23 protein-coding genes and 1 pseudogene are annotated in these 22,118 nt (G+C 49.8%); 11 read left to right on the top strand and 13 right to left on the bottom strand.

Annotation, left to right across the window (positions count from 1 at the left end; all coding sequences use genetic code 11):
* Positions 1–79: 79 nt before the first annotated feature.
* From AXA67_05485 to AXA67_05525, 9 genes and pseudogenes are all read right to left on the bottom strand, one after another.
* Positions 80–1,142: pseudogene (locus AXA67_05485) on the bottom strand (transposase).
* Between the two features lie 163 nt (positions 1,143–1,305).
* On the bottom strand, positions 1,306–1,572 hold the full coding sequence (locus tag AXA67_05490; protein KXJ41445.1) for a hypothetical protein: 267 nt from the start codon (positions 1,570–1,572) through the stop codon (positions 1,306–1,308).
* Between the two features lie 163 nt (positions 1,573–1,735).
* Complete coding sequence (locus AXA67_05495) at positions 1,736–1,939, bottom strand: hypothetical protein (protein ID KXJ41446.1); 204 nt, start codon at positions 1,937–1,939, stop codon at positions 1,736–1,738.
* Positions 1,940–1,978: 39 nt separating this feature from the next.
* Positions 1,979–2,254 (bottom strand): hypothetical protein, encoded by a 276-nt coding sequence (locus AXA67_05500; GenBank protein ID KXJ41447.1) that lies wholly within the window; start codon positions 2,252–2,254, stop codon positions 1,979–1,981.
* 28 nt (positions 2,255–2,282) lie between these two features.
* The gene (locus AXA67_05505; protein ID KXJ41448.1) at positions 2,283–4,169 is read right to left on the bottom strand and encodes a hypothetical protein; all 1,887 of its coding nucleotides are present in this window, start codon (positions 4,167–4,169) and stop codon (positions 2,283–2,285) included.
* Positions 4,159–6,129 carry a hypothetical protein gene (locus AXA67_05510; protein ID KXJ41449.1) on the bottom strand — a complete coding sequence of 657 codons (1,971 nt, stop codon included), beginning with the start codon at positions 6,127–6,129 and terminating at the stop codon, positions 4,159–4,161. Before AXA67_05510 ends, AXA67_05505 begins: the two co-directional genes overlap by 11 nt.
* 112 nt (positions 6,130–6,241) lie before the next feature.
* The gene (locus tag AXA67_05515; GenBank protein ID KXJ41486.1) at positions 6,242–6,676 is read right to left on the bottom strand and encodes a pilus assembly protein PilE; all 435 of its coding nucleotides are present in this window, start codon (positions 6,674–6,676) and stop codon (positions 6,242–6,244) included.
* A 364-nt stretch (positions 6,677–7,040) separates the two neighbouring features.
* Complete coding sequence (locus tag AXA67_05520; GenBank protein KXJ41450.1) at positions 7,041–7,334, bottom strand: plasmid stabilization protein ParE; 294 nt, start codon at positions 7,332–7,334, stop codon at positions 7,041–7,043.
* Positions 7,335–7,337: 3 nt separating this feature from the next.
* Positions 7,338–7,577, bottom strand: coding sequence for an antitoxin (locus AXA67_05525; protein KXJ41451.1), 240 nt, complete (start codon positions 7,575–7,577; stop codon positions 7,338–7,340).
* 248 nt (positions 7,578–7,825) lie between these two features.
* Here AXA67_05525 and AXA67_05530 point away from each other — a divergent pair, with 248 nt between their 5' ends.
* From AXA67_05530 to AXA67_05575, 10 genes are all read left to right on the top strand, one after another.
* On the top strand, positions 7,826–11,524 hold the full coding sequence (locus AXA67_05530) for a pyridine nucleotide-disulfide oxidoreductase (protein KXJ41452.1): 3,699 nt from the start codon (positions 7,826–7,828) through the stop codon (positions 11,522–11,524).
* Positions 11,525–11,554: 30 nt separating this feature from the next.
* Positions 11,555–11,761 (top strand): hypothetical protein, encoded by a 207-nt coding sequence (locus tag AXA67_05535; GenBank protein ID KXJ41453.1) that lies wholly within the window; start codon positions 11,555–11,557, stop codon positions 11,759–11,761.
* 330 nt (positions 11,762–12,091) lie between these two features.
* Positions 12,092–12,376 (top strand): 30S ribosomal protein S16, encoded by a 285-nt coding sequence (gene rpsP, locus AXA67_05540; protein ID KXJ41454.1) that lies wholly within the window; start codon positions 12,092–12,094, stop codon positions 12,374–12,376.
* 4 nt (positions 12,377–12,380) lie between these two features.
* Positions 12,381–12,890 carry a ribosome maturation factor RimM gene (locus tag AXA67_05545; protein KXJ41455.1) on the top strand — a complete coding sequence of 170 codons (510 nt, stop codon included), beginning with the start codon at positions 12,381–12,383 and terminating at the stop codon, positions 12,888–12,890.
* A gap of 27 nt (positions 12,891–12,917) precedes the next feature.
* Entirely contained in the window at positions 12,918–13,673 is a 756-nt protein-coding gene (locus AXA67_05550; protein KXJ41456.1) for a tRNA (guanine-N1)-methyltransferase, read from the top strand.
* The gene (locus tag AXA67_05555) at positions 13,670–14,020 is read left to right on the top strand and encodes a 50S ribosomal protein L19 (protein ID KXJ41457.1); all 351 of its coding nucleotides are present in this window, start codon (positions 13,670–13,672) and stop codon (positions 14,018–14,020) included. The genes AXA67_05550 and AXA67_05555 overlap by 4 nt, the downstream gene beginning before the upstream one ends.
* A 29-nt stretch (positions 14,021–14,049) precedes the next feature.
* Complete coding sequence (locus tag AXA67_05560; GenBank protein ID KXJ41458.1) at positions 14,050–14,574, top strand: hypothetical protein; 525 nt, start codon at positions 14,050–14,052, stop codon at positions 14,572–14,574.
* Positions 14,568–15,455: a recombinase XerD gene (locus AXA67_05565; protein KXJ41459.1), complete on the top strand. Its 888-nt coding sequence runs from the start codon at positions 14,568–14,570 to the stop codon at positions 15,453–15,455. Before AXA67_05560 ends, AXA67_05565 begins: the two co-directional genes overlap by 7 nt.
* A gap of 86 nt (positions 15,456–15,541) precedes the next feature.
* Positions 15,542–16,309 (top strand): acyl-[acyl-carrier-protein]--UDP-N-acetylglucosamine O-acyltransferase, encoded by a 768-nt coding sequence (locus AXA67_05570; GenBank protein ID KXJ41460.1) that lies wholly within the window; start codon positions 15,542–15,544, stop codon positions 16,307–16,309.
* Positions 16,302–17,219 carry a UDP-N-acetyl-D-glucosamine dehydrogenase gene (locus AXA67_05575; protein ID KXJ41461.1) on the top strand — a complete coding sequence of 306 codons (918 nt, stop codon included), beginning with the start codon at positions 16,302–16,304 and terminating at the stop codon, positions 17,217–17,219. The genes AXA67_05570 and AXA67_05575 overlap by 8 nt, the downstream gene beginning before the upstream one ends.
* Before the next feature lie 8 nt (positions 17,220–17,227).
* On the opposite strand, the gene AXA67_05580 is transcribed toward AXA67_05575, so the two are convergent.
* Together AXA67_05580 and AXA67_05585 are read right to left on the bottom strand one after the other, a co-directional pair.
* The gene (locus AXA67_05580) at positions 17,228–17,608 is read right to left on the bottom strand and encodes a hypothetical protein (protein KXJ41462.1); all 381 of its coding nucleotides are present in this window, start codon (positions 17,606–17,608) and stop codon (positions 17,228–17,230) included.
* Positions 17,609–17,650: 42 nt separating this feature from the next.
* Complete coding sequence (locus AXA67_05585; protein ID KXJ41463.1) at positions 17,651–18,541, bottom strand: hypothetical protein; 891 nt, start codon at positions 18,539–18,541, stop codon at positions 17,651–17,653.
* A 196-nt stretch (positions 18,542–18,737) separates the two neighbouring features.
* On the opposite strand from AXA67_05585, the gene AXA67_05590 reads away from it, so the two are divergent.
* A complete protein-coding gene (locus AXA67_05590; GenBank protein ID KXJ41464.1) occupies positions 18,738–19,238 on the top strand; it encodes a hypothetical protein in 501 nt (166 codons plus the stop codon).
* Between the two features lie 29 nt (positions 19,239–19,267).
* Here AXA67_05590 and pmbA read toward each other — a convergent pair whose 3' ends face one another.
* Complete coding sequence (gene pmbA, locus AXA67_05595) at positions 19,268–20,602, bottom strand: metalloprotease PmbA (protein KXJ41465.1); 1,335 nt, start codon at positions 20,600–20,602, stop codon at positions 19,268–19,270.
* Positions 20,595–22,046 (bottom strand): metalloprotease TldD, encoded by a 1,452-nt coding sequence (gene tldD / locus AXA67_05600; GenBank protein KXJ41466.1) that lies wholly within the window; start codon positions 22,044–22,046, stop codon positions 20,595–20,597. The genes pmbA and tldD overlap by 8 nt, the downstream gene beginning before the upstream one ends.
* Positions 22,047–22,118: the final 72 nt, after the last annotated feature.

A 22,118-nucleotide genomic window follows, 5' to 3' on the forward strand; every position in this document is an offset into this window, starting at 1 on the left:
AAATGCGTCACTATAACGTTGGGACATCGTTTAATTCCTCTGTTTTATAGAGGCGACAACTAGTCTGACGCAGGGGGCTGTCCGTCCGGTGCCGGATGGTGGCGAAGGTTGATTCGATGGGGTTGGTGGTCCGAATGTGCTGCCAGTGTTCGGCTGGGAAATCAAAAAAGGTCAGCAAGGCACCCCGGTCCTTGTATAGGCAGTCCACCGCTTTCGGGTACTTGGCCCCATAGGTGCGAATGAAGTGATCGAAGGCTTTTCCGCACCGGCCCGGTCCTCGGCGTTCCAGATCTCGCGCAGGGCTTCTTTGGCCTTGGGTTGCGTTCCCTTGGGCAGGTAGTTCAAGACATTGGCGGTCTTGTGAACCCAGCAGCGCTGCTGCCGGGTCTCGGGATAGATTTCCGACAGCGCCGCCCAAAAACCCAAAGCGCCGTCTCCCACCGCCAGCTTCGGCGCAATCGTCAGCCCGCGTGCCTTCAATCCCAACAGCACTTCCCGCCAACTCTGCGTCGATTCCCGCACCCCATCCTCAATGGCCAGAAAATGTTTCTCCCCCCGATCATTGACACCAATGATCACTAGGCCTGATCATCCGCCCGAAGACCACTGTAAATGCCATCGGCCCACCAATACACCCACCTGTCTTTGCTCAGATCCTGGCGGCACCATGCTTCGTATTCCTCCTCCCATTGGCGCTTCAACCGGCCGATCACCGCAGGCGACAATCCCTTGGCCTCCGGTTCCAGCAGCACTTCCAGAGCCTCCTGCATCTGACCTGTGGAGATCCCTTTCAGATACAACCAAGGCAGGGCGGCTTCCACCCGCCTGGCCTTGCGGATGTACGGCGGGACCAGGGAGGAATGAAAAACCACCGACTCCCCATGACGGCTCCTCACCTTGGGCATTTTCACCTCCACAGGGCCAATCCCCGTCAGTATCTCCCGCTCCGGATGATAGCCATTGCGGACCACCGCCCGCCGCCCCTGCGCATCACGAACCTGGGCATAGTGCGCCAGCATTTCCTCCAATTCCGCCTCGATGGCCTGCTGGATCAATCGCTTCGCTCCCTGTCTCAGCAGTTCAGTCAACGGGTCTTCAATCACCTCTGGCGTCCGAAACTCAACTACGCTATCTTTGCTCATGGTGGCGTACCTCCTCTGTTGGTCTTCAGTCTTTGTCAAACCGAATTTCAACAGGGTACGCCGCCTCTATCAACCCTTGCTCATACACCACTTTCGATCATAACTCGGCGTGAAGTGTAGGGAGGGGGTAAGCGGGACGGGCTATTTCCGCCCCGCATGATGGTTACTTGAAGCGCAATTTGTCTTTGTTTTTGGCGATGACTTTGGAGCCAATGCCCTTGACTCGTTTGGCCAGATCCTTGCCGTCTTTGAACGGTCCATTGCTTTCCCGTTCCTTGACGATGGCGGCGGCCCGCGCTTTGCCCACGCCGCTCAGTTCCTGGGCGATTGCTTTGGCATCGGCTTTGTTGACATTGACCGCCGCCAGTGCGAACTGGCTGGCCAGCAGCAGGCAAAATCCGATAAGGGATTGGAAAAGCGATTTATTCATAAAGATCTCCTTTCGTGGATAATAAAGTTGCAGATGGAAATTTAGCTCAGCAGTGAGCTTGCGACTGTGAAGCCGATCTCAGAAATGAAAAGTGAAAAATTGCTTTAATGCAGGTGTAAGAAAATTCGTCCGAACTAGCAAGATTTCCTATGGCGCATCTTTTTCACTTCCCTTTCCAAGTGGTCAGCAGTTTGTTTGGATCGTCCCGATAAGCAGCCAAAACCCGCTCAAGCGCTTTGATTTTCTCCTGGGCATTTGAAGATATACTCAACACTGGCAAAGTCAGGACGCACTCCAGGATTCGAGTATTGCGCTGGTGATGCAACTGTTGTTCGAGGTTTAGATTCGCCGTCTCAGGCCGCTTCATATATTCCCCTTGCAGGTTGCACTTCAAATACTGAAAACGTTACTCGGTTTCCTTGAAAAGCGATAACAGAGGGCCTGCCAAGGCGTGGAGGAATCCCGCGGCCTTTTTCCTCCATCGGCCTTCATAGTCGTAACCGATAGAGACACTGTAGGAGCTGTCGGTGAAGGTCGGCGCCTTGGTGAAAGCGAAATCTGGATCATTCAGCAGTTCCTGGTCCAAGCGTGTCTCCAGTTGGTCGAAGGCATGCTTCACGGCGTTTTCATGGGATTCATCCGCTACAGGTTCAGGCATGAACTCGAATTCCATCAGGAACATCCCAGCCTTTCTTCCAGGGATGGAGAAGCTAATGTGGGATGGTTACAGAATGAAATTTACTATTTATTTTAGAGATTAATTCATCATAGGAGAATTTTGAGGCTGCAGCAATTTCCTTGGCTCTAGAGAAAGAGATTTTTGCTTGTTGAATGTTTCTCATTTCTATTAGCCATTCTGTTTTAAGAAATAAGGGAATAGGAGTATCTTGTTTGAGTAAGTGAGCTCGCTCTAGGGCTGACAAGGCATTTAGCTTCTTCCCAAGCTTCCATTGATATTGTGCATTGTATAAGGCTATTTTGTATTTATCTTTGGCGCTACGAGTATTCAGTGTTTCCGCTTTAGTTAGTAACGAAGAATATTGGTTTAGGGGAATATTGCAGGTATTTTCCAATCCTAGTCGGGCAAGCTCGAGAATGCCTGTTAACGATTGATCATCTATTGGAGAACTCAAGCTGTCGGTGATATTATTTATTGCCTGCGGTTCTAATGTATGATCTCGCATACATTGAATATAAAGCCGCTGCAACATTGGCCCGTTTCCATTAACTGGAGCAAGGATACTTAAAGCATCATTATAATGTTCTTGCCGGGTAAGTTCTTCTGCGATGGTTGCTGTTACTCTGTAAGATTGGGGGTGGATTTGGTAGGCATAATTATAGAAACTTGTATATGAACTCCAAGTTTGCACTCTAATAAAAGTTAATGTTGATAAGAAAAATAAAATAGCGACAACCATTAGTTTTTTTGTTGTGGGACTAATATTAGAATTCAAATAATAAAATAAACTAAATATTGCTAAAAATACACCATAGGATGGCAAGTAATTTCTATGTTCATATATGAGTTCTAATGGCAGAACAGTGGACTCCAACAAGTGTCCCACAAAGAAAAAAATAATGCCAAATGCTAATAAAGGCATACTATTTCTTACGAAATAAGTAATAAATAGCAGTATTGAAATGCCAAAAAAAGATATTATTGTCGTAGGGGGCGTTAACCATCCATGGGAGACGATGAAGTCATCGTGGAAAAAACCCATGGTTCTTTGGATAGGGAGGATTAGTTGAAAAATGTACAGCCAAAGTACACGAAATTCAGTGAGAACTCGTTGATATAAAGTAAAAGGTCTTCCATCATAATTTAGGGAAAAACTCATATGGAATATAAAATAATAGAGACAAATTAGTAAAGGTATAAATAAAAAAATTATAAAAAAAATAGTAAGGTAACGTTTTGTATGTTTTTCTCCATGAAATCGAAAAAGAAATAATTCGGTAATTAATAAAAACAATGGTAATAAAAGACCGTTTTCCTTGCTAAATGCTGATAGGGGAATGAAAAGGATAAAAGAAATGGCAATTAGCCAATACCCATTATTTTGCAATATTTGCCGTTTACGTCCTATGATATAAGTTAATAAGCCTGAAAATACAAATAAAGCAGAGAGTTGGGCCATTCGTTGTACAGTGTATAACACTGTGCTTACGTGCAATGGGTGCAAAAGCCAAAGAGAGGAGAGGATGGTTGGCAACCGCCATGAATGTCTTGAAATTATTTTTTTGTTATAGGTATAAATGTGTGCTGTAAGAAAGAATAAAATTAATGCAATAATTAGGTGAATGATAAGATTTGTAAATTTCCATGCAAATATATTTCTGCCATTATATATGGCGTTGAGTAGGAACGTGGCCATGGATATTGGACGCTTCAGAGGGCCACTATCACTGAGAAGGCTCCTCCACCATTTTATATTTTCTGTTGAAATGTTGTCTATTATCGGTATTAGCTGCGGATAATCATCAAGAAGCAGGGGACCGTACAAGCCTTGCCAATAGATAGAGAGAGTGCACCCTAGTAATATGAGAAATAAAAAATGGGGTAAATAAAATTTTAGATTTTTGCTTTTAAAAGCCATATTGATTTCTATCAATTTCAAATATGTTTTTTTCATTAAATTTATTTAATTCATTTCGCATTGACTGTATTATGGAAGTATAGGCTCCAATAAAATCCTTCTGTTCTATAAGTTTAAGCTGTTCTTCAGCGTTATTATAATCTCGCAAAACAATCAATAAATTGGCTAGGTTTAGACGAGGTTGAATCTCCGCCGGCGCTAATTGTGTTGCAAGCTGGCTGAAGAAAAGAGCGCTTTTATAATCATTAACGTAATTGGCTAAATATTCTGAAAAACTTGTCGCAATTATGGCTCCAAATCGTCCCTTTAAGTAAGGATTGCTTCCGATTGCCTGGATAATTTCAGTTAGCTGTTCATCAGGTAATAGGCAGTTACCTGCCATTTTGCATTGGAACAAATTATTGATGGCAATTGTAGTAGATGAATTAATTGGTTTTGTTGAAAGAGTTTCTAGTAAGCGATGAAAATCGCTTTTGCTTAATTTTTTTCCATGATTAATGTTTAGTAAAATCTTACTTATAAATCCGATTGGTTCGGGTTTTATCTCAATTGCTTTTTGGAAATATATATTTGCTTGCGAAAAAATATATTTTTTATTGTTAATTACAGGGTTATCCAGAAGCATGGATAAGGTGCGTCCCGCTTCATAATTTGCTCTAAATGAATTTGGGTGGTGTTCTACTTCAAACAGACTGAATTTTAATGGATCACTCCACTGCTTTGCACGTATTGAAGTATTAAAAGCGAATAGTAATATTAGTACAAGGACTGCAATACGTGTAATTTTAGAATTTATTTTATAACCACATTGAGCTAGTATGTAAAAAGCAGAGAGAATGATACCATATGAAGGAAGGTAATTTCGGTGTTCATAAAATAATTCTAAAGGAAATATTGTTGATTCAAGAGCATGTCCTGAGAGGAAAAATAATATCCCAAGAGCCACAATAGGAGTTCGTTTGGATATGACGACTGTTAGAATAAATAGTCCCGCTAATCCTAATATTGAAACTATTGTTGTTGCCGGATTGAAAAATCCATGTGATATTTCAAAATCATCATGAAATAACCCCAGTTTGGCATTGTTTGGAAGTAGAATCATATGAAGGTAACTCCAAATAATTCTTGGCTCTGTTAGTAACCGTTGCTGTAGGGTAAATTCTCGATTTGAATAACCTCCAATTAATACTTCTGGGTCTATTATCAAGAGAGTGATTACTAAAATAGCTGGGAAAACTAAGGTAAGTGATAAAAGCGTATAAATATAATATTTCGTTTTATTGTTATAAGTCGTAAATCGGAAAACAATGGATTCAACTATGAGTATATATAGTGGCATCAAGGCAGCATTTTCTTTTGAGAATATACCAAGTATTCCAAAAAATATAATACCAAATAATATTATTCCAGCTCCATGCTTTCCTTCCAGCATACGTAATCTACCCCAAACATAGAACACTAAGCCACTAAGCGTAAACAGTGCTGCGAGACTGGTCATTCGTTGTACGATGTATAAGACGCTTGTTAGCTGAATGGGATGTAATAGCCAACCTGCTGCAACAATTAGAGCTAGCAAATGAATTTGGCTATTACTTATTGATGATTTCCATACCTTTCTGTAACTCTCTAATAAGAGTAATGTCAATACGAATACTAATATTCCATTAATAAGATGGATAATTAAATTTACTAGCTTAAAATAGTAAGGGCTAAATCCTGTGAAATAATAATTTAAACCAAAACTTAACATGCTAATTGGTCGTTTTAATACACCACTGAATCCGGAATTCAGTACATGTAATAACTCCTGTTTCCCAAGTTTATCAATTTTTATATGATCGTTATTTATGATGTTTGGAATATCATCGAAGATAAAACCGCCAGTAAGGCCTTGTGCGTATACTAGGAAGGTGCTAGCCAATACAAATAATAGAAGAATCAGAACGGAGGAAGATTTCATGCAACACTCAATGTTATATAAAATAATGGTTGTTTTTGCTGTTAGATTTATTTTTTTAAACAAAAACGCCCCGATTAACGGGGCGTCATAAGGAGTCAATCTGAGTTAAGGGTTAGCCGCGGCAATTTGCAGGACGGTATTTATCATCCAAGGTGCCTCCGGTGCAGGTCCATGTTACTCCGGACGAGCTACCTACTCCCCTGAATATGATTGTTTCACCAGCAGCTGCATCGCCGCCGATTGCCTTAAATGCAACGGTAACATTTCCCGCAGTAGTACTAACTTGTGTATATCCGAGGGATTGAATAATTGCTGTACTAGTTGTAACAAAACCTGCTGCTGTTCCGGTTGCCGGCATTGCGCCTTGAGATGTGTAGTACTCAGATACAGATGCTTTTGCAGCTGAAGCTGCTACTATACCTTCTGAAACCTTAGCGCGAATGGTGTAATCTTGGTAAGCAGGAATCGCAATCGCCGCCAAAATGCCGATGATCGCCACCACGATCATCAATTCGATCAAGGTAAAACCCTGTTGTGTGCGTTTCATCATGAATACTCTCCTAGTTAGAGTGGTTGAAAAAAAATGTAAAAATGCTTTACGCAAAAATATCAAGCAAAAGCCTTGCCAACTTTTACGGGGCTTTTTAATCAATGAGTTAGACTTTTAACGGGTTGGCAGGTGACGGGCTTGGGTTGAAAGACGGGTCTAAAAGTGACAATTTTTGTCACCGTGTTATCGGGGTAGGTTTTATTTCGGCCTCACCCGCCAGAGAATGGCCATGGCGGCTATTGTGCGTGACCATGACTAGAGCCAGGTGACGGGCCTGAGCGGCAATCAATAGGTCACTGCGTCCAATGGGCTATCCCTGGCTTTCCAGGTAAGTGCTGATGTCCGCTAATTGTTCTGTTGCCTAAAAAATTGATTCAGAAACGTCCATGCGCTTATGAAGCACGCGAATAATTTCAATTTGGCTGGAAGCGGTCCGGTAATAAATTACATGGCTGGCGATGGGAAATTTTCTATAGCCACGCTTAATGTAATCACAGCGCTTGCCAAGCTCTGGATTATCGGCTAATTGATGAAACATATCATCAAGTTGAGCCAGGTATTTATCGCGCTGACCGACTCCCCAGCGTTGTTGCGTATATTTGGCAATACCTACCAGGTCGTTTTTGGCCGCGTTGGTGAGGGAGAAATGAGGCAATATCTAGTGGATGTCGCTGTTCAGTTCGTCAATAAGCCCTGTAAGCGTGTAGTCTGACATCCCACTTTGTTCGCCTTCTTCAAGCAATTTTCGAAGGGTGGCAAGCTTGGTTTCTTCCTCTTCCAATAACCGCAGAGCGGCGCGAATCACTTCGCTGGCGGAAGAAAACCGCCCTGTTTTCAGTTGCCTATTAATAAAGTCCTCAAAGTGGGGGCCAAGGGTAATGCTGGTGTTTTTGCTCATTTCACAATTCCTGAAGGAGTACCAATATTTGGTACTATAGTAAGGCATAACGACTGCGTCAACCCGGCTGACTAACCTGCCAGGGCGCTGTAACGCAATTCATAACGAATTATAAATGACGTGGTTCTGCCAGGGGTTCTCCCTGATTCAAAAGCTGTAGGTGAAAAAGGTTATAATAAACAGATTTTTCATTCCAAAATGCTAGATCTACGATTTTTCCGGCAAGCGGTCAATAGGTAAGGAGCGAAATGACGCAACAAGACACTTTGCAGTTGGGTATTGACGGGTTCAGTTACGGGGATTTGTACGACCCCTTTAAGTTAAAAGAGTTAACCGGCGCTTTCGACCGTTTTGTCGAAGAGCGGGACCCGGGATTATTGACCGAGTTTGATGAATACCGCGCCTGCCGGGGCGAAGGCATGGCGCCGGAAAAGATTTCCGAATTGCTGGTGCGGATGGCGCCGTTTGTGGGCTCTTTTGTGGCCAGGTTGTTTAATCTGGAAGAATACCGCAGCGCGCAGATGCGCAGGATTGTGGCGGAGATGGAAACGGTTTTCCGCTTCCGCAATGAAATTGTCGGCAAGGAAGCGGCCAAGCGATTCAAGCGGGAGAAACTCGAGGATTGGGATATTGTCGCGCTCAAGCGACAGTTCAATAGCTTGCTAGAAGCGTTGGCGGAAAATTTGTCCGACCGGGAAAAGTCTGTGGCCGGTTTGGCGGTCGCGCTTCAACGGCTAAACGAGCATTTCCGGACGTTGGAAAACAGCGGTGAAGCGGAAGGCGAATTCGGAGCTGAAGTTGAGGAATACCGTTCCAAACTGCAAGCCCACTCCCAGGCGCGGGAAGTGTGGGGTAAAATTTTGGCGCAACCGGCATCGGAACTGGTGACGGCGCTGTATGAATGCGTCCTGCGTTGGAGTTGGGCGGTTCCCCGGTGCCCTGATTTGCAATCGGAAGTCGCGGGCTGGGTGAGCTTCAAAACCCCGGCGCGGACCGACGTCAATCATCTGGTTGAGCACGAGTGGCTGGAGCGGCACGGCTACCGGGCGTGGGTAGGGGAAGAAGCGCACCTTCGCCGCCGCGATGGTTTCCATCTGACCGATAATCGTTACCGTCATTTGCGCCCCGTGCTCTACGAGGTGGATCACTGCATCTATTGTCACGAACGGGACACCGACTCCTGTTCCAAGGGGATGCGGGACAAGAAGAAAGGCGGCTTCAAGACCGGCCCTTTCGGTAATCCCGTGACCGGCTGCCCGCTGGAAGAGAAAATTTCCGAGATGCATCTGGTCAAGCGCCAGGGGGACGATATCGGCGCGTTGGCGCTGATTACCGTGGACAATCCCATGTGCCCCGGCACCGGCCATAGGATCTGTAACGACTGCATGAAAGGGTGTATCTATCAAAAGACCGAGCCGGTCAATATTCCGGAAATCGAAACCAATGTGTTAACGGATGTGCTGCATTTGCCCTATGGTTTTGAAATCTACAGCCTGCTGACCCGCTGGAATCCGCTGAATGTCAAACGCCCTTATCCGCTGCCCTATAACGGCAAGAATGTGTTGGTGGTGGGTATGGGGCCAGCGGGTTATACCCTGGCGCACTATCTTTCCAATGAAGGTTTTGGCGTGGTGGGGATTGACGGGCTCAAGATCGAGCCGCTGCCCAAGGCATTGGTGGGGGATGAGAACACGTCGCCCCAGCCCATCGAGAATTTGGAGGAAATCTACGAAGATCTGGCCGAGAGGGTGATGATCGGCTTTGGCGGGGTGGCAGAATACGGCATTACTGTGCGCTGGGACAAGAACTTTCTCAAAGTGATTTATCTTACCCTGCTGCGGCGCCGGAATTTCCGTTGCTATGGCGGGATTCGCTTTGGCGGTACGTTGACCATTAACGAAGCCTGGGATCTGGGGTTTGACCACATCGCCATCGCCGCCGGCGCGGGCAAGCCTACCATTATTCCTTTAAAGAATAATCTGATCCGGGGCATCCGCAAGGCGTCGGATTTTTTGATGGCGCTGCAATTGTCCGGCGCGGCCAAGGAATCGTCCCTGGCCAATCTGCAAGTCCGCTTACCGGCGGGAGTCATCGGCGGCGGGCTGACCGCAATTGATACGGCGACGGAGCTGCTGGCCTATTATCCTGTGCAAGTGGAGAAGATTCTGCACCGTTATGAAAAGCTGACCGAACAGTTCGGCGAAGAAACCGTCCGTGCCCGTTATGACGAGGAAGAACGGATGATTCTGGATGAGGCCCTGGAACACGGCCGCGCCATCCGCGCGGAACGGGAACGGGCCGAGGCCGCGGGAGAAAAGCCCAACTTTCTGCCGCTGCTCAATCAATGGGGCGGGGTGACCTTGTTCTACCGCCGGGGCATGCGCAATTCCCCCGCATACCGGCAGAATCACGAGGAAATCCGCGAGGCATTGGAAGAAGGCATCGCCCTGGCGGAAGGGATGAGTCCGCTGGAGGCTTTGCAGGATCAATATGGCCATCTAGGCGCCGTCAAGTTCGAGAAAATGATTGAAGAAGACGGCAACTGGAAGCGCAGCGGCGAAACCCTTGACGTGCCCCTGCGCAGTCTGTTCGTGGCGGCCGGAACTTCCCCCAACACCATTTACGAGGAAGAACACCCCGGCACCTTCGAGATGGCGGGCAAGTTCTATAAACCCCATGAACCCGACTGGCTGGATGGCATTGCCGATTTGGAGCCGGTAGAGGAAGAGGTCCCCTGGCCCAAAATCGGCCAGCCCGCGCCGTTTACCTCTTATAAAAGATATGGCAAGTACATCACCTTTTATGGCGACAACCATCCCGTCTATGCGGGTAACGTTGTGCGGGCTATGGCCAGCGCCAAGGATTGCTATCCTTACATTGTCCGTCTGTTCGAGAAGGAATTGGCGGATTCAGAGCGGGATCAGGCGGAACTGGACCAGCGCTGGCGTCAATTCAGCGAGCAACTGGATCATTTGCTGTTGGCCCATATTGTCGAAGTCAGCCGCCTGACGCCGACGATTGTGGAGATTGTGGTCAAGGCGCCGATGGCGGCCAAGCATTTCACGCCCGGCCAATTTTATAGGATCCAGAATTTCGAGGCACTGGCGCCTATCAGTCATGGCACCGTGTTGGCTTCGGAGGGTCTGGCGCTCACCGGCGCATGGGTGGACAAGGAGAAGGGCATTGTCTCCCTGATTGTCCTGGAAATGGGCAGTTCTTCCCGCTTGTGTGCTTTGTGGAAACCGGGCGATCCCATCGTGGTGATGGGGGTGACCGGGGCGCCCACGGAAATTCCCTCGGGCCGGACGGTGTTGCTGATTGGCGGCGGTCTGGGTAACGCGGTGCTGTTTTCCATCGGCAAGGCGCTGCGGGCGGCGGGCAATCAAGTATTGTATTTCGCCGGTTACCGGAAATCCGAGGATGTTTTCAAGGTCAAGGAAATCGAGGAAGCTTCGGATTTGATTGTCTGGTCGGTGGATCCCGCGCCAGGCGCCCAGCCCATCGAACCCACTCGGCCTCAGGACAAAACTTTTGTCGGCAATATCGTCGAAGCCATGGTGGCTTATGCAGAAGGGAAACTTGGTCCGACGCCGATTCACTTTGACGATGTGGAACATCTGATAGTGATCGGCTCCGACCGGATGATGAAGGCAGTCAAGGAAGCCCGTTACGGCATCCTGGCGCCTTATCTGAAGAAACAGCACACCGCCATCGGTTCTATCAATTCGCCGATGCAGTGTATGATGAAAGGGGTCTGCGGGCAGTGCCTGTGCCGTCACATGGATCCGGAGACGGGCAAGGAGTATTTTGTTTATTCCTGTTACAACCAGGACCAGGATCTCGACCGGGTGGATTTCGAACACCTCCACGGCCGGCTTCGGCAAAATACGGTGCAGGAAAAGCTTACCAATTTGTGGTTGGACTATATACTGGAAAGCAGGGCGTGAAGCAGGATAATTCCTGCTGTTGAAAGAAAGATGAAGTATGAAATGATAATTTATTGGAGCGATGAAGATCAGTCATATGTCGTGGAAGTGCCTGAGTTGCCAGTTTGTATGGTAGATGGAAAGACCTATGTGGAAGCCGTAAAAAATGCCGAGAGGGTCATTGGAGAGTGGATTGAAACAGCGAAAGAACTGGGTCGGTCAATTCCGCAACCAAAAGGGCGACTGATGTACGCCTGACAACTGTTCTTTGCCTGATCAGCAAAACCTCAATGTAGGTTAATCGATGGATTGAGGGCGGGAGAAACAGGACTCCGTCATCTATTCAAGCCGGGGGTAGGTGGTCTGCTTCGAAAAACGCCGTAAATACGTCCCTGTAGGCTCCACGCCGGCCTCCCTGCCGGCGAGGCTTTCGAATCAGACCACCTACCCCTTCAATCAATCCTTTACGTGTTTAAATAAGGTAGCTCTGGCGGGAGAATAAATTTTTACTTAACATCTGTTGGAAACCCAGTAAAATATATCGATTGACTTGATTGAAATTTAGGTTTAACGGGAGAGATCATTTTTATGGTTACGATTCGACTGGCCCGCAGTGGTGCCAAGAAGCGTCCTTTTTATCACATTGTTGCCGCGGATAAGCGGGCAAAGCGCGATGGCCGTCACATTGAGCGTTTGGGTTTTTTTAATCCTATCGCCAGCGGTCAGGAAGAACGCTTGCGTTTGAATATGGAACGCGCGGAATACTGGATTGCCAACGGCGCTCAAGTGAGCACTCGGGTGAAAAGCTTGTTCAAGGAATGGCGCAAAATGCAGGAAGAGAAAGCTGCAGCGGAGCCGGAAGCCGAAGCTTAAGAGGATAGTGGCCGACGAGATTCTGGTAGGCAAAATCTCAAGCGTTTTTGGAATCAAGGGTTGGGTCAAGGTTTTTTCTTATACCCAGCCGCGGGAGCAGATTTTTAATTATACGCCTTGGTTTCTGGCAAAAAAAGATGGAGGACTGAAGTCCATCCAGGTGCTGGATAGCCGTAAACAAGGGAAAAGTCTGGTGGCGCGGCTTGAAGGTATCGAAACGCGACAACAGGCGGAAGCGCTGATCGGCGCGCAAATCAAAATCCAGCGTAGCCAGTTGCCGCCTTTGGAGCCTGGGGAATATTACTGGCATGATTTGATTGGCCTGAAGGTGGAAGACCTGTCCCATCGATCCTTGGGACGGATTGCGGAAATGATGGAAACCGGCGCCAATGATGTGATGATTGTCAGGGATGAAGGCAGGGAAATGTTGATTCCCTGGATACGGGACCAGGTAGTCAAAAAGGTGGATTTGGCAGCCGGCAAGGTTCAGGTAGATTGGGATCCTGAGTATTGAATTCCACCATCTTCAGACAGATAACTGATGCGTTTTGATATCGTTACCCTGTTTCCTGAGATGATTGAACACGCCAGCGGCTTTGGCGTTACCGGGCGCGCGATTGAACGCAAGTTGGTGGCGCTCAAGACTTGGAATCCCAGAGATTACACGGAAGACCGCCACCGCACCGTGGATGACCGGCCTTTCGGCGGCGGACCGGGCATGGTGATGAAGGTCAAGCCGCTCAGGGACGCTATCCAAGCGGCAAAGGTGGATTCTGAAATACCCGGCCGGATTCTTTATCTTTCACCCCAGGGAAAAAGACTGGAACAGAAAGACATCGCCCGGCTTGCCGGGGAAAACCGGCTGATACTGGTGGCGGGCCGCTATGAAGGTATTGATGAGCGGCTCCTGGAAACCGTCATCGAGGAAGAATGGTCCATCGGTGATTATGTGCTTTCCGGGGGCGAGTTGCCGGCATTGGTGATGATGGACGCTATCATCCGGTTGTTGCCGGGGGTGTTGCACGATCCGCAGTCCGCCGAGCAGGATTCTTATGTGGCGGGACTGTTGGATCATCCTCACTACACCCGGCCGGAAGTGATTGAAGGCATGAAGGTGCCGGATATCCTGCTCAGCGGCAATCACCAGGCCATTGCCCGCTGGCGGATGAAACAGGCGCTGGGCAGGACATGGCAGCGGCGACCGGATTTATTGGCGAAAGTGACGTTGTCGGCGGAGCAGCAGCAATTATTGGATGAATTTAGAAGTGAACTGAAACAAGGGGATTTTAAGCGATGAATATCATAGAAGAACTCGACAAGGAACAGATGGCCAAGTTGGGCAAATCCTTTCCTGAATTTGGGCCGGGAGATACCGTGGTGGTCCAGGTGAAAGTGAAGGAAGGCAACCGCGAACGCCTGCAAGCGTTTGAGGGCGTGGTTATCGCCAAACGCAGCAGAGGACTGAATTCAGCCTTTACCGTGCGCAAAATCTCCCACGGAGAAGGGGTGGAGCGGGTTTTTCCACTCCATAGTCCAATGGTGCAGGATATTCAAGTCAAGCGCCGGGGTAAAGTGCGGCGGGCCAAGCTGTATTATCTGCGCGACCGGCGCGGTAAGGCGGCGCGGATTAAAGAGAAGATTTAAATTTAGCTTCAACTTTAAATGGGCGCATCATGCGCCCATTTTTGTTTGGATTGATGACGATTCGTTGGCATGCCATTGAATTGGATGCAAATACGATTGACCAATGGCGTTTGCAAACCCCTTGTGGACAGTTGATCGTTTCCACTCAAAAAGGCATCATTACCGACATTGCCTGGTCGGAAGGCCAGACGTCTCCCACAACCAAGGCCGGTCAACCCCTTCGGCAAAAATTCTTGGATTACTTCAACAACCCCAATGCTCAGATTGACTGGGATCTGGCGATTCAAGGCACCGACTTTCAAAAGCGGGTCTGGCAAGCAATGTCGGGGATTCCGCCAGGGAGGACTGTTGCCTATGGGGAGCTGGCCAGGCAGCTGGGTTCCTCGCCCCGGGCCATTGCCCAGGCTTGCCGCAGAAACCCTTATCCCATCGTCATTCCTTGTCACCGGGTAATCGGCAGGCGAGGGCTGGGCGGATATTGTGGAGAGACTTCCGGAACATTTCCTGCCATCAAACATTGGTTGCTGCGTCACGAAGGTTGGAGGGGATGTTAGAAACTGATCCTGAGCTGATCCAGCGTTTCGCGGAGGCTTTGTGGCTGGAAGAGGGATTGAGCGCCAATACCCGTCAAGCTTACGTCACAGATCTGAAACAGTTTTTGAGTTGGTTGAAAAAACCGTTGGTGGAAGTGAGTGGCGGAGATATTTCCGCCTATCTGGGCCATCGTTTCCGGGCGGGCGCCAATGCCCGGAGCAGCGCCAGGTTGCTTTCCTCCTTGCGCAAATTTTATGGCTGGCTATTGCGGGAAAGGTTAATTACGGCCGATCCCTGTGCCGGTATTGATTCCCCCCGCCTGGGACGTCCGATCCCCGATTCACTGAGCGAGCGGGATGTGGAAAGCCTGCTGGAAGCGCCGTCGGTACAACAACCATTGGGGCTGCGGGACAAGGCGATGCTGGAGTTGCTGTACGCCACCGGATTGCGGGTGTCCGAACTGGTGAAATTGCAATTAAATCAAGTGGACAGCCACCGGGGCCTGGTTCGCTTGATGGGAAAGGGGGGGAAGGAAAGACTGGTGCCCATGGGGGAGGAGGCATCGATATGGCTGGACCGGTATTTGGCGGAGGCAAGGGGGTTGCTGTTGGGACCGCGGCAATCCGATTCTCTGTTTGTCACCCAGCGGGGCGGGCCCATGACCCGGCAGGCTTTCTGGTATCTAATCAAGCGTCATGCCAAACGGGCAGGCATTACCCGGCCCCTGTCTCCCCATACCTTGCGCCACGCCTTTGCCACCCATTTGCTCAATCACGGTGCTGACCTTCGGGTTGTGCAAATGCTCCTTGGGCACAGTAGTCTATCGACAACGCAAATTTATACCCATGTGGCACAGGAAAGGTTAAAACAAATCCATGCCCGTTTTCATCCGCGGGGTTGAATAGGTCAGATGCCAGCCATTGATATGGGCAACTCCTTGATGCTGTTTATTAGCGTACATTATCCAATGATTCTTTCTGTAAGATTATGACAGCCGGGAACTTCATCCATCCCTCTTCTCAAATTGACAAAACCGTGCATTTAGGTCGGAGAGTGGTCATTGGCCCATTTGTGGTGGTTGAGCCCGGTGTCACTATCGGCGACGGTTGCGTGATCGATGCCCATGCAGTGATTCGCCGCGGGGTCAAGCTGAGGGCGGATAATCGTATTCATCCTCATGTTGTTTTGGGCGGATTGCCGCAGGATCTCGGTTTCAAAGAGTCAACCCGATCCTGGCTTGAGGTTGGCAGTGGCAATACCTTCCGGGAAGGCGTTACGGTAAGCCGGGCCAGTGCCGAGGAAGGTGTGACCAAAATCGGCGATAATAATTATTTTATGAATCACAGTCACGTGGGCCATGATTGCCAGGTGGGGGATAATAATATTCTGGCCTCCGGGGTTGCCTTGGGGGGATTTGTGGAGGTGGGAGACAGGGTGTTTTTCGGTGGCGGGGCGATGGTGCATCAATTTTGCCGGATTGGTAGCCTGGCCATGATCCGGGGCACCAGCGGGGTCAGTAAGGATGTGCTTCCGTTCACCTTGGTGGGTGGCCTTCCGGTCAAGCATTACCGGCTCAATACCGTGGGTTTGAGGCGGGCAGGTATCAACGGCGAGCGTTACCGGGTTTTATCCATAGCCTTTCGCCGTCTCAGGCACCAACAAGGCTTGGAGGATTTGCCGGAAACCGAAGAAATAATACAGCTTCGGAATTGGCTGGCGGTACCCAGCAAAAGGGGGATGCACGGCTTTGTCTGAAAAGCTCCGCTGCGCGGTCATTGGCGTGGGTTATCTTGGCCAGTATCACGCGCAGAAATATGCCTGCCTGGATGAATGCGAGCTGGTGGCGGTGGTCGATGCCTTGCCGCAAAGAGCGCAGGAAGTTGCCCAGCGCTTTGATTGTCTGGGATTGTCTGCCCTAAGCGATTTGCCCGATGTGGATGCGGTCAGTGTGGTGGTACCCACCAGCGGTCATTATGAAGTGGCCAGCTATTGCCTTGCGCGGGGATTCCATGTTCTGGTGGAAAAACCGATTGCTGCCAATCTGAAGCAGGCGGATGGTTTGATTGAAGCTGCCCGCAGGGCGGATCGAATATTATTGGTGGGCCATCTGGAACGCTTCAATTCGGTACTGTTGGCGCTGGATTGGGTTCGGGAAAGGCCCCGGTTTATCGAATCCCACCGTCTGGCGCCTTTTAAATCCCGTGCCACCGATGTGGATGTGGTGTTGGATCTGATGATCCACGACATCGATATTATTTTGGAGTTGGTGGGTAGCGAAGTTGTGCAACTGGATGCCAGTGGCATTCCCGTTTTGACCGACGAAGTGGACATAGCCAACGCCCGCTTGCAGTTTGCCAATGGCAGTGTGGCCAATGTCACTGCCAGCCGGGTGAGCTTGAAGCATGAAAGAAAAATGCGTCTGTTTCTGGCAAAGCGCTATGTGTCGCTGGATTTCCAGACGCGAAGCCTGTCTGTTTGCTGGAACAGCGGTGGGGAAATCCAACAGAACCGGATTCAATATCAGGAATCCGATGCGCTACTGGCGGAGATCCGCCATTTTATTGACTGCATCCGTCACAAAAGCCGGCCTTTGATATCCGGGCAGGCTGGCCGGCGGGCCTTGGCAACCGCCATTGAGATTACCAACGCCCTAAACCAGCCTTGATCACGCAATCAGGGTTTTTCTTCGGGTGAAGAAACCGCTTCGACCTTGACTCTGGCCAGGCCTTTTTTCAAATATCCCAATTCCTGGGCGGCGCGGTGGGAGAGATCGATTATCCGCCCCGGCGTGGAGGGGCCCCTGTCATTGACGGTGACTATCACGCTGCGATTATTTTCCAGATTGGTCACCCGTACCTGGGTACCGCAGGGGTAGGTGTTATGGGCGGCGGTGAGGGCATCTTTGTCATAACGGTCGCCGCAAGCGGTTTTACGTCCCTGAAAGACGTTGCTGTAATAGGCAGCGATACCGGTTTCTTCTGCCAAGGCAACCGAAGGCAACCCGGTAAAAACCAAAGACCCGGCATAGGTCATTAAAATAATTAACTTTTTCATAAAAACTCCCTGTAAATTATTGTTTTCATATCAAGATTAAGTTTACTGGCAGGAAAATGGGTGCTTGTTTTTGTTTTTCTCCAGATGGTAGAGATAGTTGCGGATGTCATGGTCGTTAATAAACGGGCTGTCAATAAATGAACCCACACTGTTTAAGGCGGAAAAATCCGCTTCTTCCACGATATTTCCCTTGCTGTCGAAGTAAATCGGAATCCCCACGTGTTCATAATTATCGGTTGGTTTGATGCGGGGAATGGCATCGTCGCTGTTGACGAAACGGAAGGTTCGGTTTTTCAAGCGCGCATCATAGCATTTTTGAAAGCTACTGGTGCCAGTATGAGGTTGGCCGAAGGTATAAACGGCTGTAACCTGGATGTCAGGATGATCGAGGGAGGTGAAATAGGCCAAAATCGTAGCCAAGGCGCCCCCCAAGGAGTGACCGGTAAAATAGACTTTACGGCCTTGCTGCTGTAACTGGGTCAGCCTTTGAAACAGGGTTTCATCTTTCTTGATATTGCTCAGGGCCCGGTAGAAGCCGTTATGGATGGAGACTTTTTTATCACATTGGGGATCTTTTCTGCCTTCCTGGGTCCAGACCTGGGCATCTTTGAGCAAGTCCTTGACATCTTCCGTTCCTGTGAGCACCACCACGGCGATTTCGTCGCTATAGGCTAGAAATCCTTGGGTGCCATGGTCGGGGTCCTGGACTTCCCGGTCGAAAGTAAAACCCATCTTTGTAACAGCATCTTTACGCTTTGACAGTTTGTTTTCGTATGAAGCGGCACTTAATTGCCCCATGGTTAAAGCCAGTTGGGGATCATAGCTTTTGCACACTTCCTTGTTTTGTTTGGAAAAGTCGGTTTTTGGATTGCTGGCGCACCCAGCCAGCAGAGCTAGACCGATGATTAAGCCCCAAAGAGATATTTTTCCCATCACTATTCCTCCCTAACAAATTTTATTCTTGGGCGATTGTCGCAGGCAAACCTGAATTTAAGGTTAATGATAAATGAGCGCCGACATTGATTTAAATGTGACCAAGGTCTCAAAAAACCCTATTGCTGGTAAAGCGATTCAAAGACAGGCCGTTAATAGATAAAGAGTCAAACAAAACCCTATGGGGAGAACGATTATGGAAATGGCCAAGCTTTTCCTTTCCCAATGTTTTTTTCGTCCTCTTCCGCAAGAATGGCATTTTTCTGACAGAGCTTTTGAATATACGGCCGTATTTTATCTGCTGGTATTTTGGGTGATTCAAGGCTTGCTCGTCGATCCCGCCGAAGGTTCGATTGCCGCCGCCTGTGAAGTGATTCTCACCTTGGCTTTTACTGGCGTTTTTCTTTTAATCAAGGATAAAACAGAAATTTTTTTTCCTCTTTCCACCATGGTGATGGGGACCGTGGCAACGATTGGCTTGTTATCCATCCCCATTTTGGTCTGGCTACGCCTGGCCAGTGGCAGCGAGTTATTGGCGGCATTTTATACCACGCTGGCATTCCTTTTGTGGGGACTGATGGCGGTGGGAAATATTTTCCGTCAATTACTGGCCAAGCCGCCTTCTTATGGATTTGGCGTGGCTTGCGCTTATGCGTTGGAGACTTATGTTGGCACCTTGTTTTTATTAGTGGTTTAGTGTCTGGAAGCCTCTCCCCGCGCCTATTTTCAGTCTCCTGCCACCGTCATCTCCTTCACCCAAATAGAGCCGGTGCGGATATTGCCGCGCCGGTCCACATCGCTGCCAATGGCAACCAGGTTTCGGAAGATGTCCCTTAGGTTGCCGGCAATAGTAATTTCTTCCACCGGGTACTGAATTTCCCCGTTCTCCACCCAAAATCCGGCCGCGCCTCTTGAATAGTCGCCGGTGACGATATTGATGCCGTGTCCCATGAGTTCGGTGACTAACAAGCCTGTTCCCATTTCCTTGAGCAAAGCCTCCCGGTCCAGATCTCCGAAATCCACCAAAACATTGTGCACGCCGCCGGCGTTGCCCGTGGTTTGCATGCCCAGCTTGCGGGCGGAATAAGAACTTAAAATATAAGATTTGACAACGCCATCGCGGATCAAATCGTGGGGATAAGTGGCGACGCCTTCGTTGTCATAGGGGGCGCTGCCAATGGCTTTTTTGAGATGGGGTTGTTCGAGGATATGGACAAAATCCGGAAATACCTTTTTCCCCAGGCTGTCGGTCAAAAATGAAGATTTGCGGTACAGATTCCCGCCACGGATGGCGGCGAGGAAATGCCCGATGAGGCTGGAAGCGATTTCCGCGTCATAGACGACCGGGCATTGTTGGGTGGGCAGTGAACGGGCGCCCAGGCGGGCTAGGGTCCGTTTTGCCGCGGTCAGTCCCACTTGTCCCGGAGACTCGAGCTCCAATGGATCACGGGCGACGGTGTACCAATAATCCCGCTGCATGCTGTTATCTCGTTTCCCCACCACGGCGCAACTGATACTGTGGCGGGAAACAGGATAACCGTGAAGGAAACCAAGCGTGTTTCCTAGCACCCGGATGCCTTGGTGGGTGTTCAAGCTGGCGCCTTCGGAATTGACAATTTCGTGGTGATATTCCCGGGCGGTGTTTTCACAAGTGATGACTTGTTCAATGGCTTGATCGACGCTGATATCCCAGGGATGAAAAAGGTCCAGATCCGGGATTTCCTTGGCCAGCAGTTCCAGGTTGGGCAGGCCGGAGTAGGGATCTTCCTGGGTATATTTGGCAATGGTGCACGCCGCTTCCACGGTTTCCTTCAGGGAAATGTCACTCAAATCAGTGGTGCTGGCCGAGCCCTTGCGATGGCCGAAATAGACGGTTATCCCAAGGCTTTGGTCGCGGTGGTGCTCGACGGTTTCCACTTCTCCATTGCGGGCGCTGACAGACAAGCCCTGATCCATGCCCACGCCTGCTTCGGCGCCGCTGGCGCCCAGCTTTTTGGCGTGCTCCAGGGCGGCGGCTACTTTGTCTTCGAGCATGTTCAATTGGGATTCGATATTAGACATGGGTGCCTCCTACGGTGAGTCCATCCACCCGTAAAGTCGGCTGGCCAACCCCTACCGGAACACTTTGTCCGTCCTTGCCGCAGGTACCAACGCCGGGATCCAGATTCAAGTCATTCCCCACCATACTCACCCGAGTCAAGACCTCGGGACCGTTGCCTATCAAGGTAGCGCCTTTGACTGGCCGGGTAATCCGGCCATCTTCAATTAAATAGGCTTCCGACGCGGAGAAGACAAATTTGCCCGAGGTGATATCCACCTGGCCGCCGCCAAAGTTTTTGGCATAGAGGCCTTTTTCCACGGAAGCAATGATTTCCTCCGGATCGTGATCGCCAGGGAGCATATAGGTGTTGGTCATGCGCGGCAGAGGCGTGTGAGCGTAGGATTCGCGGCGGCCATTGCCGGTGACGGGCATGCCCATCAGCCGGGCATTCATTTGATCCTGCATATAGCCTTTGAGGATGCCTTTTTCGATTAAGGTAGTGGATTGGGTAGGCGTGCCTTCATCATCGATATTCAAGGAACCACGCCGGCCGGGCAGGGTGCCGTCGTCAACCACGGTGCAAAGCGGGGAGGCGACCTGTTCGCCAATGCGGCCACTGAAAGCGGAGGTGCCCTTGCGGTTGAAGTCGCCTTCCAGCCCGTGGCCGATGGCCTCGTGGAGGAGAATGCCGGGCCAGCCCGAGCCCAACACCACGGTCATGGTGCCGGCGGGAGCTTCGGTGGCTTCCAGGTTGATTTGAGCCTGGCGGATGGCTTCCTCGACATAGCTTTCCGCCCGATTTTCCTGAAAAAACAAATGATAGTCGCCGCGCCCGCCGCCACCCGCCGAGCCTTGTTCCCGGCGGCCATCCTGCTGCATGATGACGCTGATGTTGAGCCGGACCAGGGGGCGGACATCGGCGTGGAGCGCGCCATCCTGGGTGGCGATTAAAATGACTTCGTAGCTTCCCGATAGGCTGGCGATTACCTGTTCCACCCGGGAATCGCTTTGCCGGGCCAGGCTATCCAGGCGCCGGAGCAGCTCGATTTTGTCCTCGGTGGAAAGAGAGTGGAGCGGGTCGGTAGCGGGATACAACCGATGTTCCCGCTGCGGCGCGGCGATGGCTTGCTGGGAGGAATGCCGGCTGCGGACGATGGCGCGTACATTGGTAGCCGCTTCCAGGAGGGGGTCCAGAGCGATGACGTCACTGTAGGCAAAGCCGGTTTTGTCTCCGCTGACAGCGCGCACGCCAAAGCCTTGTTCAATACTATGTACCCCTTCTTTGACAATGCCATCTTCCAGCACCCAGGATTCATGGCGGGTGAATTGCAGAAAGACATCGGCGAGATCGGCGGGAACGGACAAAATCGTTGCCAAGACTTTAGATAGGTCTTGGGTATCCAGTCCCGCTTGAGTCAGTAAAGTGTTAGTGGCAATGGAAAGGTGGTTCGCTTGTTCTGACATGGAAGTGGTTCATAGTAAATATTAATGATTTATCTTCGCTATTCAGCGTGGGAATTGCAAATGCAAAATTCA

Origin of the sequence: Methylothermaceae bacteria B42 (genome assembly GCA_001566965.1) — a bacterium.
Classification (GTDB): Bacteria; Pseudomonadota; Gammaproteobacteria; order Methylococcales; family Methylothermaceae; genus Methylohalobius.

Bases quoted from the DNA above. Each gene is read 5' to 3' on its own strand.
- AXA67_05490 (KXJ41445.1), bottom strand. From the start codon at position 1,572: ATGAATAAATCGCTTTTCCAATCCCTTATCGGATTTTGCCTGCTGCTG.
- AXA67_05495 (KXJ41446.1), bottom strand. From the start codon at position 1,939: ATGAAGCGGCCTGAGACGGCGAATCTAAACCTCGAACAACAGTTGCAT.
- AXA67_05500 (KXJ41447.1), bottom strand. From the start codon at position 2,254: ATGTTCCTGATGGAATTCGAGTTCATGCCTGAACCTGTAGCGGATGAA.
- AXA67_05505 (KXJ41448.1), bottom strand. From the start codon at position 4,169: ATGGCTTTTAAAAGCAAAAATCTAAAATTTTATTTACCCCATTTTTTA.
- AXA67_05510 (KXJ41449.1), bottom strand. From the start codon at position 6,129: ATGAAATCTTCCTCCGTTCTGATTCTTCTATTATTTGTATTGGCTAGC.
- AXA67_05515 (KXJ41486.1), bottom strand. From the start codon at position 6,676: ATGAAACGCACACAACAGGGTTTTACCTTGATCGAATTGATGATCGTG.
- AXA67_05525 (KXJ41451.1), bottom strand. From the start codon at position 7,577: ATGAGCAAAAACACCAGCATTACCCTTGGCCCCCACTTTGAGGACTTT.
- AXA67_05530 (KXJ41452.1), top strand. From the start codon at position 7,826: ATGACGCAACAAGACACTTTGCAGTTGGGTATTGACGGGTTCAGTTAC.
- AXA67_05535 (KXJ41453.1), top strand. From the start codon at position 11,555: ATGAAGTATGAAATGATAATTTATTGGAGCGATGAAGATCAGTCATAT.
- rpsP (KXJ41454.1), top strand. From the start codon at position 12,092: ATGGTTACGATTCGACTGGCCCGCAGTGGTGCCAAGAAGCGTCCTTTT.
- AXA67_05550 (KXJ41456.1), top strand. From the start codon at position 12,918: ATGCGTTTTGATATCGTTACCCTGTTTCCTGAGATGATTGAACACGCC.
- AXA67_05555 (KXJ41457.1), top strand. From the start codon at position 13,670: ATGAATATCATAGAAGAACTCGACAAGGAACAGATGGCCAAGTTGGGC.
- AXA67_05560 (KXJ41458.1), top strand. From the start codon at position 14,050: ATGCGCCCATTTTTGTTTGGATTGATGACGATTCGTTGGCATGCCATT.
- AXA67_05565 (KXJ41459.1), top strand. From the start codon at position 14,568: ATGTTAGAAACTGATCCTGAGCTGATCCAGCGTTTCGCGGAGGCTTTG.
- AXA67_05570 (KXJ41460.1), top strand. From the start codon at position 15,542: ATGACAGCCGGGAACTTCATCCATCCCTCTTCTCAAATTGACAAAACC.
- AXA67_05580 (KXJ41462.1), bottom strand. From the start codon at position 17,608: ATGAAAAAGTTAATTATTTTAATGACCTATGCCGGGTCTTTGGTTTTT.
- AXA67_05585 (KXJ41463.1), bottom strand. From the start codon at position 18,541: ATGGGAAAAATATCTCTTTGGGGCTTAATCATCGGTCTAGCTCTGCTG.
- AXA67_05590 (KXJ41464.1), top strand. From the start codon at position 18,738: ATGGAAATGGCCAAGCTTTTCCTTTCCCAATGTTTTTTTCGTCCTCTT.
- pmbA (KXJ41465.1), bottom strand. From the start codon at position 20,602: ATGTCTAATATCGAATCCCAATTGAACATGCTCGAAGACAAAGTAGCC.
- tldD (KXJ41466.1), bottom strand. From the start codon at position 22,046: ATGTCAGAACAAGCGAACCACCTTTCCATTGCCACTAACACTTTACTG.